Source organism: Ruegeria sp. AF8 (assembly GCF_056541825.1).
Window position 1 is genome coordinate 39936 of record NZ_JBQFYW010000020.1, and the last position, 13934, is coordinate 53869.

Sequence of the window (13934 nt, forward strand, 5' to 3'; positions counted from 1 at the left end):
GGCCTCCTAGTAATGCGTTGGAATCGTGAATTCGGCGCCTGTCGACTTGCCTTCGGGCCACCTTGTGGTGATCGTCCGCACCTTTGTATAAAAACGTACGCCCTCAGGGCCATGCTGGTTGTGATCTCCAAATGCCGAGTTTTTCCAACCACCGAAGGTGTGGAAGGATAGCGGGACCGGGATGGGAACATTTACCCCAATCATGCCAACTTCTACAGTGTTAGAGAAGTGCTGTGCAATTCGACCATCCTGGGTAAATATTGCGACACCATTCCCGTAATCATGTTTCGTGGGCAGCGCAGCTGCTTCGTCGTAGCTTTCAGCTCGAACAACCGACAGAACAGGTCCAAATATCTCTTCTTTGTAAATTCGCATGTTCGGTGTCACGTCGTCGAAGAGACATCCTCCCATGTAATAACCATCTTCGTAGCCTTGCATTTGCATCTTGAAGTCCCGTCCATCAACGACGAGCTTCGCTCCTTCTTCGACGCCGATATCAACGTAGTTCTTTACCTTTGCGAGATGCTCCGGAGAGACGAGTGGTCCCATGTCCTTGTCGTCCATCGGCGGCGCAATCGACAGGTCTCGCACACGTGGCGCAATTTTTTCGATGAACTCGTCTGCTGTCGCCTGACCAACCGGGACCGCAACCGGCAGAGCCATGCAACGTTCTCCAGCGGAGCCGAAGGCAGCACCCACCATTGAATCGACAACGAAGTCGATGTCAGCATCGGGCATGATAAGCGCGTGGTTCTTTGCTCCACCCATTGCCTGCGCACGTTTGCCATTTGCCGTGGCGGTTGCGTAGACGTATTTGGCGATCGGTGTTGAACCGACAAAGCTCACCGCTTTGACTCGAGGGTCGTTAAGGATTGTGTCTACTGCCTCTTTGTCGCCGTTGACAACGTTCAAAACGCCCGCTGGTGCACCTGCTTTGATGAATAGCGCCGCCAACCGAAGAGGCACGCTTGGGTCCTTTTCGGATGGTTTCATCACGAAAGTATTTCCGCATGCGACCGCAACCGCGAACATCCACATTGGGATCATCCCGGGGAAGTTGAACGGGGTAATGCCCGATACGACGCCCAAAGGTACGCGATAGGATTTGATGTCGATACCGGACTTGCCAAGGTCCGAACTTTCTCCTTTCAAAAGGTGTGGGATGCCACACGCAAATTCGACAACGTCGAGCCCACGTTGAATATCGCCCTTCGCGTCGGTGAAGGTTTTTCCATGTTCTTGAGAAAGGGTCGTAGCGAGTGAGTCCATCTCCTCCATGACAAGGTCTCTGAACTTGTAAAGAACACGTGCCCGTGCCATTGGAGACTCGGCGGACCAGACCGGGAATGCGACCTCTGCTGCTGTAATTGCGTGTTCAACGTCAGTCTTGCTTGCAAGCCTTACGGTGCCTTGTGTGGTTCCGGTGGCGGGATTAAGGATCTTGCCGGTTCGGTCGCCGGTGCCGGGCCACGCCGAACCATCGACGAAATGCGGAATAGGGTCTTGGTTGCTTGGCGTCACGAAAATGCTCCCGAAATAGATTGCAGATGGATCTGACTCGGAGTTCCTTTTTTCAGGCTCCGAAGCTTCGGGAAGAGACTATTGCTATGAAAATGCAGAATCAGCTCCATATTTTGCAGAGCCAATCTGCAAAAATACACGAAAGCTATTCTTCCAAGAAAACATTTCTTTGGGAACGAACGCATTCGGTTATGAAATCAGCAGTTTCCCTAACTCTTGCGAGACCGCGTATATCCTCGTGCATCAGTAACCAAAAAGTTTTAGAGAGTTGAAAGTCGTTGCCAAGGATTGGAACGAGGCGTGCATCGTCATTCGCAATGAACCGCGGAAGTACACCTATTCCTGCCCCGGCCAAGATTGCTTGGCGCTGCGCAACAAGGCTCGTCGAGCGAAAACTGGCGGTGAGATCCTTTCCTACGGCTTCCATGTAACGAAGCTCGGGGGCAAAAACCAGATCTTCGATATAGCCTATAAGTGTGTGCTTTCGTAGGTCTCGTCGCCGCGTGACTGGGTCATTTATCTCAAGGTAATCTCGGGATGCGTAAAGTTGTAGATGGTAGTCGGTCAGCTTTCTCGCGTATAATCTCCCGGTTGTTGGGCGCTCCAACGTGACTGAGAGGTCTGCCTCACGGCGTGACAGGCTCACGTACCTGGGTACGGCTAAAAGATCTATCTCCAGTCCAGGATGCTTGGATATTAGGTCGGGTAGGTTGGGGGCCAGGAAGAAACTGCCGAACCCGTCTGGGGTTCCGACTCTTACAGGCCCCGAAAGCTGGCTACCTCCACCTCCGATGTCATCTTGTAGGTAGAGTGCGGAATTCTCTATCTGCTCTGCGATTGGGATGAGCTTTTCACCGGCATCGGTCGGCCGGTATCCATTTTCAGTTTTTTCGACCAGTTTTGTTCCTAGTGCTCCCTCCAAGGCGGTGACCCGTCTCGAAACCGTAGTGTGGTCCACCCGCAGCGTGTCCGCTGCGCGAACCAGCTTGGTCTTTCGACAAAGCTCCAAGAAAAACTTCAGATCGTCCCAGTTAAACATTGGCCTCTTTGTGGAAAAATGCAGATCGTATCTGCACTAAATCCAATATTGCGTGCAAAATTGCAAGTATATTGTCGTTCCACCTTGGCTATCTCGGGCAAAGCAAGCCCGTGACGCCGAAACACTACGGGAGGAACCAAATGCAAACAATTCAACCTAACAACATCGCAGGCGCGGCGCGGCTCGCCGCTGCTGGCATCGTTGCTGGCGCAACCTTGGCACTTTCTTCGGGTGCTGCCAGCGCCGAAGATATTCGATGGAAAGTACCCACCGGATTCGGAACCAGTTTGACCGCTCTCGGCGACCAGATCGTGGATGTCGCAGCGACCGTCGATACCATGACCAATGGTCACATCCAGATGAAGATCTTCGAGCCAAAGGCACTCATTCCTGCATTTGAGATTACCGAAGCCGTGGGTGCCGGCAAACTTTCAGTTGGTTACACATGGCTCGGGTATGACCAGGGTAAGATACCAGCGGCTCCATTGATCTCAGCCGTGCCATTCGGGTTTGACCCCCAGGAGTATTCGGCTTGGTGGTACGAAGGAGGCGGTCAGCAACTGGGTGAAGAGCTTTATGCCGAGCACAATATCCACCCGATTCTCTGCGGGTTGACTGGCCCAGAAACCGCTGGTTGGTATCAAAAAGAGATGACGTCTCTTGAAGACTTCGATGGTTTGAAGATCCGTTATGCAGGCCTTGGTGGCAAGGTTTTGCAGCGCGTTGGAGCCTCGGTCACCATGTTGCCCGGGGGTGAACTCTTCCAAGCGTTGGAAAAGGGCGCGATTGATGCCACTGAGTACGCAACACCCCCGGCTGACACTCGGCTGGGTCTCTACAAGATCGCCAAGTACAACTACTTCCCAGGGTGGCACCAAACCTTCACGGCGTTTCATTTCGTTGTAAACAAGGACGTCTGGGACGGCATGACTGCGGCGGACAAAGCGGTTGTGGACACTGCCTGCACAGCCGGTGTTCTTAAGAACTTGGCACGAGCGGAGGCGCTCTCAGGTCCGCAACTGATGGAAAACGCTGCCAACGGCGTGATCGTCAGCAAGTTCCCCGACGAGATGCTTCAGGAACTTCGTGACGTCTACCGTGAAGTAGCTGCGGAGTTGGTGGCGGAAGACGAAGGTTTCCGCCGAATCTACGAAGCCCAACAAGCCTTCCACGAGGACTACCAAGCCTGGAGTTCCGTCGGCTACCTACCACGCAACTTCTAAGAAATCGATAATAGGCAGCCGGGGAGGAAAAAATGGGACCGGGATCAAACAACTCGATACCGCACGTCGGACTGGACCAACTCGTCCATCACACCCGGCTGCCGCCGACCAAGTTTTCAACGCGTGTGGACAGGTTGATAAGGTGGATCGGAAATCAGATTTCTTGGGTCTGGCTGGTTCTACTAGCCGTCATCATCACAAACGTCACGTTCCGGTACATCCTGGGGCAAGGAAGAATCGAGTTCGAAGAAATCCAATGGCACCTTTATTCGGTGGGGTTTCTGATCGGGTTTTCCTACTGCCTAGAGGCGGACGATCACGTCCGGGTTGATGTTTTGCACGATAGAATGAGCCTACGTGCGCAAGGCTGGGTCGAGCTCGTAGGGATCATCTTTTTTCTTTTGCCGTTCATCGCCCTTGTAACCTATTACGCGATACCGTTTGCTGCACATTCTTTTGCGCTCGGTGAAACATCGGACGCGCCTGGAGGACTTCCCGCACGATGGGCGATCAAGTCCATGCTTGCGATTGGGTTTTTCCTTTTGGGAATAGCAACAATTGCGAGGCTTTCCAGGGTCACGTGCTTGCTGTTCAAGTTTCCCACGGCTCTCAAAACCTCCTCCAACGGCGAGTCTTGAGCGCGCAGGAGAACTACTATGGAAATCACTGAAATCATTTGCGCGTTCATGTTCGCGAGCTTCATTGGGCTGCTATTCGCGGGTTTTCCCATAGCTTGGACGCTTGGCGGCATTGCTGTTCTATTCACGGCCCTGGGACATTTCTTAACCACTTATACGGATGCATTTTCTGGGTCCTTTTATGGTGTTGACTGGGCCTATTCCTCTGTTGTTGTGAACCGTATCTGGGACACAATGAACAACTGGGTCCTTGTTGCGCTGCCCATGTTCATCTTCATGGGACTTATGTTGGATAGATCCGACGTGGCCGCAAATCTGATGAAGGACATGGCAAAGCTCTTTGGGCGCGTCCGCGGTGGTCTTGCCGTGGCACTCTCGGTCATCGGTCTTCTTTTGGCGGCTTCGACCGGGATCATAGGTGCTTCTGTTGTCCTGCTGGCTTTGCTGGGTCTTCCAGCAATGCTGCAAGCGGGTTACCGCACGGAATTGGCGACCGGTACGGTTTGTTCGATCGGGACGCTCGGTATTTTGATTCCCCCGAGCATTATGCTCGTCCTTATGGCGGATCGGCAGGGACTTCCTGTGGGCGATTTGTTCATGGGTGCGCTGATCCCGGGTGTCATGCTCGGCTTTCTTTACATCGGCTTCATTCTCATTTGGGGACTGGTGCGACCGCAGGATGCTCCGGCGGGGAATGCGTCCGACGAACCTCTTGAGCTTAGAGATGTGGCCAAGGCCGTCGGCTCCATTATTCCACCTGCGCTTTTGATCGTCGCGGTTCTTGGGTCCATCTTCTTTGGCATTGCAACTCCCACAGAGGCGTCCGGAGTTGGAGCTCTTGGCACGCTGATCCTTGCAGCGTTCAACAAAAAACTAAATTGGAAGGTACTACGGGAGGTCGGACGTGAAACGACCAAAACAACTGCCTTCATTTTCGCAATTTTTGTCGGGGCGACGGCATTTTCCCTGGTACTCCGCGGTTACGGCGGAGATGAACTCATCGGAGACGTTTTGCACGGGTTGCCGTTCGGGCCAAGCGGCGTAGTGATCGCGGTTCTGTTCTTTACGTTCATTCTGGGCTTCTTCCTAGACTGGATCGAGATCACGTTGATCATCCTGCCTTTGGTCGGCCCCGTCATTCAAAGTCTTGGCTTTGACCTCGTTTGGTTCACTGTCCTCTTTGCCATCTGTTTGCAAACCTCGTTCCTAACGCCACCAGTTGGTTTTGCATTGTTTTACCTGAAAGGCGTTGCTCCCGAAGGTGTGACAGTGAAGCAAATCTACCGCGGTGTTATTCCCTTCATTTTGCTTCAATTGCTTGGGTTGGTGCTCGTTTTCGTAATCCCAGAGTTGGTCACATGGCTGCCAAAGGTCGCCTACGGGAATTAGGCAACTCCCGGGATGCAGGATCTGGAAGCTTCGCTGGCCACCCCGAAAGGGAGGCGAACAGACCGCGGTCAACGCGCGCTTCAGGATCCTGCTTCTCGAGGAACATTGCCCATTGCGTCGGAGCAGCCGGCGTTTAAACAAGGAGTGGATAAATGGACAAGGAACTAGGTCAAAACTACCGTGATGTGGTCGAAAACTTGGTGCGATCCCATCCACTCATGGCAACGATGGGTGACCAAGAATTTCGTCAGGCCATGAAAAAAATGACAAGCCCATCTAGTGATCAAGCAAGTTCTTGGATGGATAGCGCTGCAAAGTTCCAATCCGGCCTAGCGAAGGCTTGGGCCGATAGTTTTTTGCCTAGATCGAAACAGGACGCGACAAAAGCGGAAGATCGCAGGTTTCTTCACCCGTCGTGGAACGAAGGAATGTTTTCATTTCTCCGGGAGAGTTACAAGCTTTCTACCAATGCATTGGTAGAAGTTGCCGATTCCCTTGGTCTTCCTCCCCACGAACAAAGAAAAATCAGCTTCTACGCGCGCCTTTTGGCAGACTCATTGGCTCCTACCAACTTCTTACTCACCAACCCCGAAGCTCTTCAATTGGCACGGGAATCCAACGGTCAAAGCCTGGTCGACGGCTTCAAAAACCTGTTAGCCGATCTCGAGAGGGGATACATTTCCACGACCGATGAGAGCGCATTTGAGGTCGGCAAGAACTTGGCGACGACAACGGGGTCGGTGGTCTACAGGAATGATCTCGTCGAGCTGATCCAATATCACCCACGGACTCCCCGAGTGAACGCCAGACCAATTCTGATAGTCCCGCCTTGCGTCAACAAATTCTATATCTTCGATATCAACGAAAAGAAGTCGATGGTTCGATACATGTTGGACCAAGGATACAGTGTATTCGCAATTTCTTGGCGAAACCCCACCTCCGAACTCGCCGAACTCGGGTGGGGTGACTATGTTGAGGAAGGGATTTTCAAAGCGCTTTCTGTTTGCCAAGAAATATCCCGTGCCCGAAAAGTTGACCTGCTTTCCTGGTGCAACGGAGGCACTATGCTCACCGTCGCGCTGTCGATAATGGACGCCAAGCAGAAATCCAGGGTCGGAACCGCTACTTTCCTTTCGGCAATGATCGACTTCAGTGACCCGGGTGACGTTGAAGTATTTGTCGACGAGCCTCAGATAGCTGCGTACAGAGGTCGTCTGGACACAGCCAAAATCGCTCCGGGGCGCGATATAGCAAGAGCTATGGCACTGTTGCACGTTAACGAATCCGTTTGGGGCTTCGTGGTCAACAACTACCTTTTGGGCAAGTCACCTGCACCCTTTGACATTCTATTCTGGAACGCTGACACGTCAAATCTGCCCGCTGCATGGTATGCGTTCTACATTGAGAAAATGTACCACCAGAACTTGCTCAAGGAACCGGGAGCCTTGGAAGTTCTGGGTAAACCCGTCGACACAGGGGCAATTGATGTTCCGTGTTATTTCGTCGGAGCAATAGGTGATCATATCGTTCCCTGGTCAACATCCTACACGGCCACAAACTTGGTCGGAGGTGAGACCGAGTTTATACTCACGGACGGTGGGCACGTCTCGGGCACTGTTATCAACCACCCTAAAAACAATAGGAAAACCTATTTCCATGGCGGTGATCGAAGTCTTTCCGCCTTGGAATGGAGAGACAGCGCAACCCAAGTTCAAGGGAGCTGGTGGCCACACTGGTTGGATTGGTTGGCGGAGCATGCGGAGGATGAACCAAAGGCTGCACCCAAGAGCGCTGGCAACAAGGATTACCCAGCCCTTCTGTCTGCGCCCGGAAGCTATGTTCTGGAAGAAGTTCCCCAAGATGCTTGATTTGTCGTTTAACTTGCGGGGACGAGCATGAGGAACAAAGTCGTTTCGGTTGAAGACGCCGTTGCTGTCATCCGAGATGGGGACACGCTGTGTACCTCGGGGTTGGTGGGCTCAGGAACACCAGACGAGCTCATTATAGCTTTGGAAAAACGCTTCAAGGAAACGGGCTCCCCGAGGAACTTGACATTGGCCTTCGCGGCGGGACAGGGAGATGGTGGAGAGCAAGGTCTCAACCGATTGGCCAAGGACGGGCTACTAAAACGCGTGATCGGTGGACACTTTGCCTTGGCGCCAAAGCTCGGCCAACTCGCAATCGAGGGAAAGATCGAGTGTTACAATCTCCCACAGGGAATCATTACCCATCTTATTCGTGACATCGCAGGCGGCAAACCCGGGACGATTTCGAAAGTTGGGATCGGGACCTTTGTCGACCCGCGCCAAGGAGGCGGAAAAGTAAACACCTTCTCATCTGAGGACCTCGTCGAATTGCTTCCGATAGGTGGAGAACAGTTTCTGTTCTACAAAGCGTTTCCGGTCGACGTTGTATTCATTCGCGCCACAACGGCCGATCCGTGGGGCAACCTTTCCAGCGAAAGAGAAGCCCTGCCATTGGACATTCTTTCAATGGCGATGGCGGCGAGGAACTCTGGCGGTATTGTCATCGCGCAGGTCGAAAGAATAGCCCGACATGGTTCCATCCCCTCACGTCAGGTCGTGGTGCCGGGAGCCTTGGTCGATTGTATCGTCAAGGCATCCCCAGAAAACCACCGACAGACTTACTCAACACATTACTCCGCTTCGTACTCTGGCGAGATATGCGTACCAATAGAAGATATTCGATCAATGCCCCTGGATGCCCGGAAGGTTATTGCGCGGCGTTGTTCGTTCGAGCTTCCGCCTAACGGGGTCGTTAACTTGGGAATTGGAATACCCGAAGGAGTAGCATCAATCGCTGCCGAGGAGAATTTCCTTGACGATATCACGCTGACCGCGGAATCAGGAGCCGTCGGCGGAATGCCAGCAAGCGGTGGCGATTTTGGGGCTACAATCAATGCTGACGCGATCATCGAGCAAAATCAGCAGTTTGATTTCTACGATGGCGGCGGCCTCGACCTTGCCTGTCTTGGCATGGCGGAGTGCAACCGCGAGGGCAACGTGAATGTAAGCCGATTTGGAACCAAGTTGGCCGGGGCAGGCGGATTCATAAACATTAGCCAGAATGCACGAAAGCTCGTCTTCGCAGGAACTTTCACGACGGGCGGTTTGCGCGTTGAGTTTCAATCCGGAAACGTCAACATTCTTGAAGAGGGTCGGACACATAAGTTTGTCGATCATGTACAACAAGTGACGTTCAATGGACGAGTAGCCGCTGAGCACGACCAGCAAGTCATCTACGTCACTGAACGCTGCGTTTTTCGACTTGCCGATGAAGGCCTTGAATTGATCGAGGTTGCCCCAGGGATCGATATTGAGGCCGACATACTCGCACATATGGATTTCTCGCCCATCGTTCGCGACCCCCAAAAAATGGATAGTCGTATCTTCTTGCCTGAACTGATGGACCTCAAGAGCACATTGCTCGACCTTCGAATAGAAGACAGGGTTTCCTACGACGCTCGCAGAAACGTCTTGTTCGTCAATCTCCAAAACCTGCACGTCCGTCGCCGTGAAGATGTGGCGGAAATTAGAAAGGCATTGGAAGCCAAATGCATCTCAGCCGGGCGTAGAGTGGACCTCGTAGTCAACTACGGCTCATTTCGGTTAGATGAAGACGTCGCCGCGGAATACCGCGAAATGGTACAGTACCTCGAGGACACGTACTACGACAGAGTTTCGCGCTATTCGACTAGCGGTTTCATGCGTATGAAGCTTGGGAAAATGCTCTCAAGAACCGTTGCTCCCCACATATTTGAAACAAGAAGCGAAGCGCAGGCTTTCATCGAGAAGCTCGAGGCTGGGGATAAGAAGTGACACGAATAGACGATTGCAAACACGGGGGCCAGTTTATGTATATGGACATCCTCGGTAACACTGTGCGCGCGCTGTTTCGTGACGTGAAGAGCGACAAGCCGCCCCTGTTGGTATGCAACGGATTGGGTCAAGCTATTGAGATTCTGTATCCACTGTTGGATCAGTTTCTGGACCGACCTATAGTTGTTTTTGATGCGGTTGGAGTGGGCAAGTCATCCGTTCCTCGAACACCCTTGACGATACCTGAGCACGCGAACGTTGCCAAAGCGCTGCTTACGAAACTGAGCATAGATGAGTATGATGTGCTGGGGATTTCATGGGGTGGAAGTGTTGCGCAGCAGCTGGCCTTCGACGACCCTCACTCATGTAGAAGGCTCATTTTAGCCGTGACGTCCGCAGGTGGCGTGGCCAGTTGGTGGGGAACCCCGATCGCACTTTTGGAGATCATGTTTCCACTCAGGTACTCCAGCAGAAAGTACGGGAACTTCATCGGGCCTCTTATGTATGGGGGGGAGGCAATCACATCGCCCGGGCTTTTTGAGGAGTACTCAAAGAACAGCATTGCGCCTTCCTACGATGGCTATATGGGCCAGGTCGCCGCGATGTGCTCCTGGACAAGCCTTGGGTGGCTACATCGACTTGGCCAGCCAACCCAAGTGATTTGCGGGTTATTCGATGGGCTCATCCCAGCTGCTAATCAATTTCTCTTGGCTCACAGGATTCCCAACGCCGAGCTTGAAGTTTTCCAAGCCGGGCATCTGTTGATGTATTCTCGTAGGGTTGAAATTGGTGGGCTTGTAGCTGGCTTTCTGGATCGATGATAGGATTTCTTGCCTTCGAAGAGTGCGGGCAATCAGTTCTCCATCTTCCGGCGTTCGCGAGCGACATTTGTGTTCAAACGGCTATGATGCGATGTTCTCCCATTAGATAACACATTGTTTTCTATTAGGCGTCGCACTTCAGGGTAGCGCGCTCCGGCGCACACAAATGCTGCTGATAAGGTGATGGATTGGATGCCCCTCCTGCCGGTTCGCAATTGAACCGGAGTGACCTAGAATGGTCGCGATAGGGAGGATAACACAATGGAAAATATACATATTTTTGGCATAGACTTGGCCAAGCGCACGTTCGCAGTCTGCGGGGCCGATAACTATGGTTATGAAAAATAGCCAAAACCGCAGAAGCGAAATTATGTGCAATTAGCGCCTCTTACCGTTGCAGCCGCCAAATGGACCAGTTTCTCAAAGACGAAGGCGCGCCGAGGGAGAAAGCTCTACCACCTTCAACCCATTGTTAGATGCGACGCTTACCTGTCCGTTGTTCCAAGCATAGACGAGCACCACTGTTTTGCCCGTATCGGCGTCCTGTACCTCAATGATCGGCTCGCCTCTTTTCGCGCGCTCGTTTGGTTGCTGTGTTTGCATTTTCGTTCCTTGGTATCCAGCAGGTCCATTTCTCAAAATCCAGCTTCAAGCGAAGGGTAGGGGACCTTCCACTGTTCGATTTTTGTGACCCACCCCAGGAAATGAAGCGGGATATTGCTCAACTTATAGATGAATATCATGGCTCGTTGACAATCACACGAAACGAAACGACACAGGACGAAATGGAACGAAACGAAAGCGTGGAAGCCATTGATCAAGCGCGGGAAATATTTTGTTCCTCCGCCGAAAAACGGCAACGACATCAAAGAGCTCTTTAAGTATTTGATGTCTGTCGGCGCTGGTCTACCGACTGACCAGAACGGATTGCCCGTCGGCTCCTGGACGCCAGAACTTCTTGCCAGCACAATCTCGCAATTCGATTCCAATAAAACGGGTGTAGACCTTCGAACCGTTCAGCATTGGTTTCAGGACAATGACAAAGGCATCAGCGCAGACAACATTTACTGGTTGGCGCGCGTATTCGGCTGTGACGATCCTGACGCCATCACCGCGTGGAGGGCAGAACTCAATACCGCCAACAGGCGTTTGGCAGCAAAGCGACGAGAGATGCGGAGTGCTAAAAAACGCGAAGCGAACCTCTCTGAGGGCACTTCCAGAGGCGGCGATCAAGATGCGTTTGTGAATACGGCGAAACACCATATGTCAACGGATGCAAAGAGGATCCCTGGACTGGCCGGTCGAACGGAAGCGATGTTCAGCACTCATTCGTCATTGGGCTTGCCTGCCGTGGTATTCGCTGCTGCTACCGCTTTGGGGCTGATGTCGTTTTCATTAAACATCCACAGCATTCTATTCGCACTTCCGTCCGGAACCACAAAGCAAGTCGGTTTTTTGTGGGCCCCAAATTGGAATGTTGTTTTCCTTGTACTTCTGCCAATCTACTTCGCCGTGTTGATCAATCTGCTAAAGCAGTGGAAAGAAGAATGGCGACCTGACTTGGTGATGAGGTCCATTTCAACGCCACCACAAACAAGTTGGGCAAGCAGGGTTGCGACGCTGTCCTATGTGTATTGGGCGGTATTTGTTGTGACCGTTTTGATAGCCTCGGCTTTCAACTGGATGGAAACACATATGATCCCGTTGCTGACTGGGGATGCCGGGAACTGGCCGGTCGACTGGGGAAGAATTGCGATCTTCCAACCTGATCTGGTTTCAGTTCCGAACGCCATTGTGTTCTCCGGGCTTGTCTTTCTGCTGAATGCTTTTGGGTCCTATCTGTTCTTTGCCGGCCTGATCGTCCTCTATACGCTCACCGACGATTTCGTCGATTTTTCTTCGGGCCTCGCACACGACGGGGCTGAAGAAAAGCGAAGAAACGCTACGAGGATCGGCAACGGCCTGATCGTTGGGGTTTTCCGGTGTTGTTCTTTGGGCTTGATGATCACTATTTTGATGAAGCTTCAGGCCAGCTTCCTGCTCTCCGACGGTGGGGACATCATCGGTTGGCTGGCGGCCGATCTGCTAACTCTTTTTCGGAGTAGCGGTCCGCATTTGAACGGATACGGCTTCCATCAGAATGTGCCGGGTTTCTACTACAGCTTCTTCTGTCTGCTTGTGATTTTCGCAGTGTTTGTGATCTGCACGGCCAGAATACGTAAAGCGGTTACCAGCCTAGGCCTGCTGAACGGCGAGAAAGCGGAAAGTTTATCCTTGATGGCGATGTACGGGATCCTGCTCCTGTTGACGGTGACCTATTTGCTAATTGGTATGTTTCCCGGCTTCGCAATCCTTATGATTACCGCCCTGATCTTGGCCGCATGCTTCCTTACACGCCCCTCCTTAGGTCGGCTGATCTCAACAAAAACGAGAAAACTAGATGCTTAAGACGAATGTTTTGGACGAAGCCCCCATTCATCCCAAAGTCGCGGAAGGCCCATCCAATGTGCGCGCCTTCTGGGTTTTTGCTGATGACAATGCTCGTCTCCGGGTGGCCCACTGGGCAGCTGAGGAACCATCTAAGGGCACCGTCTTTCTGTTCCAGGGGAGAACGGAAAACATCGAAAAATACGGGCGCACCGTCGAATATCTACATCGCGCTGGTTACACTGCCTTCGCTGTTGATTGGCGCGGCCAGGGACTTTCCGACAGGCTCACCGAAGATCCGATGATTGGACATGTTGTCAGGTTCGTTGACTACCAGAAAGATGTCGCGGCCGCGATAGAAGCGGCTAAGTCTCTCAATCTGCCGCAGCCATGGTACCTCATTGGGCACTCTCTAGGCGCATGTGTCGGCCTGCGAGCAATTATCGAAGGTCTGGCAGTTTCAGCCTGTGCTTTCACAGCCCCCTTGTGGGACATCAATCTCCCGGTATTGCAGCGGCTCGGCGCTTGGCCATTGTCATGGGCCTTTCAAACGCTCGGGAAAGGTGACACCTATGCTCCCGGCACGCGCGGGGAAAGCTATGTGCTGACAACGGATTTTGATGACAATCGGCTGACGCATGACCCTGATATGTACCAGTATTATCGGAACGTTTCGGAATCTCTGCCTGACCAGCAGATCGGCGGACCAAGTATGTCTTGGTTGTTCCAAGCCCTCAAAGAAACTCGAGCACTTTCTAAGCTGAAGTCTCCTAGCATTCCGTGTCTCACGTTCTGTGGCGCTGAGGACGAAATCGTCGCAATCCCCGCAATCAAGGACAGAATGGCACGTTGGCCCAATGGGAAATTGGAGCTGATGCAAAACGCAAGACACGACGTCTTGTATGAGGTTCCAAGTGTTCGCGAAAACGTGTTGGCTCAAATTTGTGAGCTTTTCGGCTCAACAAACAAAGACATGCCGATAGCGCCGACCTCGTAGGCCTGCCGTGTTCTGGCCGCGCTCAGATAGCTACTGTGTG

General features: G+C 52.6%; 11 protein-coding genes. 8 read left to right on the top strand and 3 right to left on the bottom strand.

What is annotated here, in order from left to right; translation table 11 throughout:
• Positions 1 to 6: 6 nt before the first annotated feature.
• The gene (locus ACR0AO_RS21360) at positions 7 to 1521 is read right to left on the bottom strand and encodes a CoA-acylating methylmalonate-semialdehyde dehydrogenase (RefSeq protein WP_480608282.1); all 1515 of its coding nucleotides are present in this window, start codon (positions 1519 to 1521) and stop codon (positions 7 to 9) included.
• Between the two features lie 145 nt (positions 1522 to 1666).
• Positions 1667 to 2560, bottom strand: a complete 894-nt coding sequence (locus ACR0AO_RS21365; RefSeq protein WP_480608285.1) for a LysR family transcriptional regulator — start codon at positions 2558 to 2560, stop codon at positions 1667 to 1669.
• 140 nt (positions 2561 to 2700) lie between these two features.
• On the opposite strand from ACR0AO_RS21365, the gene ACR0AO_RS21370 reads away from it, so the two are divergent.
• The 6 genes from ACR0AO_RS21370 to ACR0AO_RS21395 all read left to right on the top strand — a co-directional run bounded on the left by ACR0AO_RS21370 (position 2701) and on the right by ACR0AO_RS21395 (position 10470).
• Positions 2701 to 3783: a TRAP transporter substrate-binding protein gene (locus ACR0AO_RS21370; protein ID WP_480608288.1), complete on the top strand. Its 1083-nt coding sequence runs from the start codon at positions 2701 to 2703 to the stop codon at positions 3781 to 3783.
• Between the two features lie 32 nt (positions 3784 to 3815).
• Complete coding sequence (locus ACR0AO_RS21375) at positions 3816 to 4421, top strand: TRAP transporter small permease subunit (RefSeq protein ID WP_480608291.1); 606 nt, start codon at positions 3816 to 3818, stop codon at positions 4419 to 4421.
• Between the two features lie 18 nt (positions 4422 to 4439).
• On the top strand, positions 4440 to 5810 hold the full coding sequence (locus ACR0AO_RS21380; RefSeq protein WP_480608293.1) for a TRAP transporter large permease: 1371 nt from the start codon (positions 4440 to 4442) through the stop codon (positions 5808 to 5810).
• A gap of 152 nt (positions 5811 to 5962) precedes the next feature.
• A complete protein-coding gene (locus tag ACR0AO_RS21385) occupies positions 5963 to 7678 on the top strand; it encodes a PHA/PHB synthase family protein (RefSeq protein WP_480608296.1) in 1716 nt (571 codons plus the stop codon).
• A 27-nt stretch (positions 7679 to 7705) separates the two neighbouring features.
• Entirely contained in the window at positions 7706 to 9649 is a 1944-nt protein-coding gene (locus ACR0AO_RS21390; protein ID WP_480608298.1) for an acyl CoA:acetate/3-ketoacid CoA transferase, read from the top strand.
• A 35-nt stretch (positions 9650 to 9684) separates the two neighbouring features.
• Positions 9685 to 10470: an alpha/beta fold hydrolase gene (locus ACR0AO_RS21395; protein WP_480608299.1), complete on the top strand. Its 786-nt coding sequence runs from the start codon at positions 9685 to 9687 to the stop codon at positions 10468 to 10470.
• A gap of 420 nt (positions 10471 to 10890) precedes the next feature.
• Here the strand turns inward: ACR0AO_RS21395 and ACR0AO_RS21400 are convergent, their stop codons facing one another.
• Positions 10891 to 11073 (bottom strand): hypothetical protein, encoded by a 183-nt coding sequence (locus ACR0AO_RS21400; protein WP_480608302.1) that lies wholly within the window; start codon positions 11071 to 11073, stop codon positions 10891 to 10893.
• A 210-nt stretch (positions 11074 to 11283) separates the two neighbouring features.
• On the opposite strand from ACR0AO_RS21400, the gene ACR0AO_RS21405 reads away from it, so the two are divergent.
• Both ACR0AO_RS21405 and ACR0AO_RS21410 read left to right on the top strand, forming a co-directional pair.
• Positions 11284 to 12918 (top strand): RcgA family putative transporter, encoded by a 1635-nt coding sequence (locus tag ACR0AO_RS21405; protein WP_480608304.1) that lies wholly within the window; start codon positions 11284 to 11286, stop codon positions 12916 to 12918.
• Positions 12911 to 13894 carry an alpha/beta hydrolase gene (locus ACR0AO_RS21410; protein ID WP_480608307.1) on the top strand — a complete coding sequence of 328 codons (984 nt, stop codon included), beginning with the start codon at positions 12911 to 12913 and terminating at the stop codon, positions 13892 to 13894. The genes ACR0AO_RS21405 and ACR0AO_RS21410 overlap by 8 nt, the downstream gene beginning before the upstream one ends.
• Positions 13895 to 13934 lie beyond the last annotated feature (40 nt).

Coding starts and splice junctions, on each gene's coding strand:
- ACR0AO_RS21365 (WP_480608285.1), bottom strand. CDS start 2,560: ATGTTTAACTGGGACGATCTGAAGTTTTTCTTGGAGCTTTGTCGAAAG.
- ACR0AO_RS21370 (WP_480608288.1), top strand. CDS start 2,701: ATGCAAACAATTCAACCTAACAACATCGCAGGCGCGGCGCGGCTCGCC.
- ACR0AO_RS21375 (WP_480608291.1), top strand. CDS start 3,816: ATGGGACCGGGATCAAACAACTCGATACCGCACGTCGGACTGGACCAA.
- ACR0AO_RS21380 (WP_480608293.1), top strand. CDS start 4,440: ATGGAAATCACTGAAATCATTTGCGCGTTCATGTTCGCGAGCTTCATT.
- ACR0AO_RS21385 (WP_480608296.1), top strand. CDS start 5,963: ATGGACAAGGAACTAGGTCAAAACTACCGTGATGTGGTCGAAAACTTG.
- ACR0AO_RS21390 (WP_480608298.1), top strand. CDS start 7,706: ATGAGGAACAAAGTCGTTTCGGTTGAAGACGCCGTTGCTGTCATCCGA.
- ACR0AO_RS21395 (WP_480608299.1), top strand. CDS start 9,685: ATGTATATGGACATCCTCGGTAACACTGTGCGCGCGCTGTTTCGTGAC.
- ACR0AO_RS21400 (WP_480608302.1), bottom strand. CDS start 11,073: ATGCAAACACAGCAACCAAACGAGCGCGCGAAAAGAGGCGAGCCGATC.
- ACR0AO_RS21410 (WP_480608307.1), top strand. CDS start 12,911: ATGCTTAAGACGAATGTTTTGGACGAAGCCCCCATTCATCCCAAAGTC.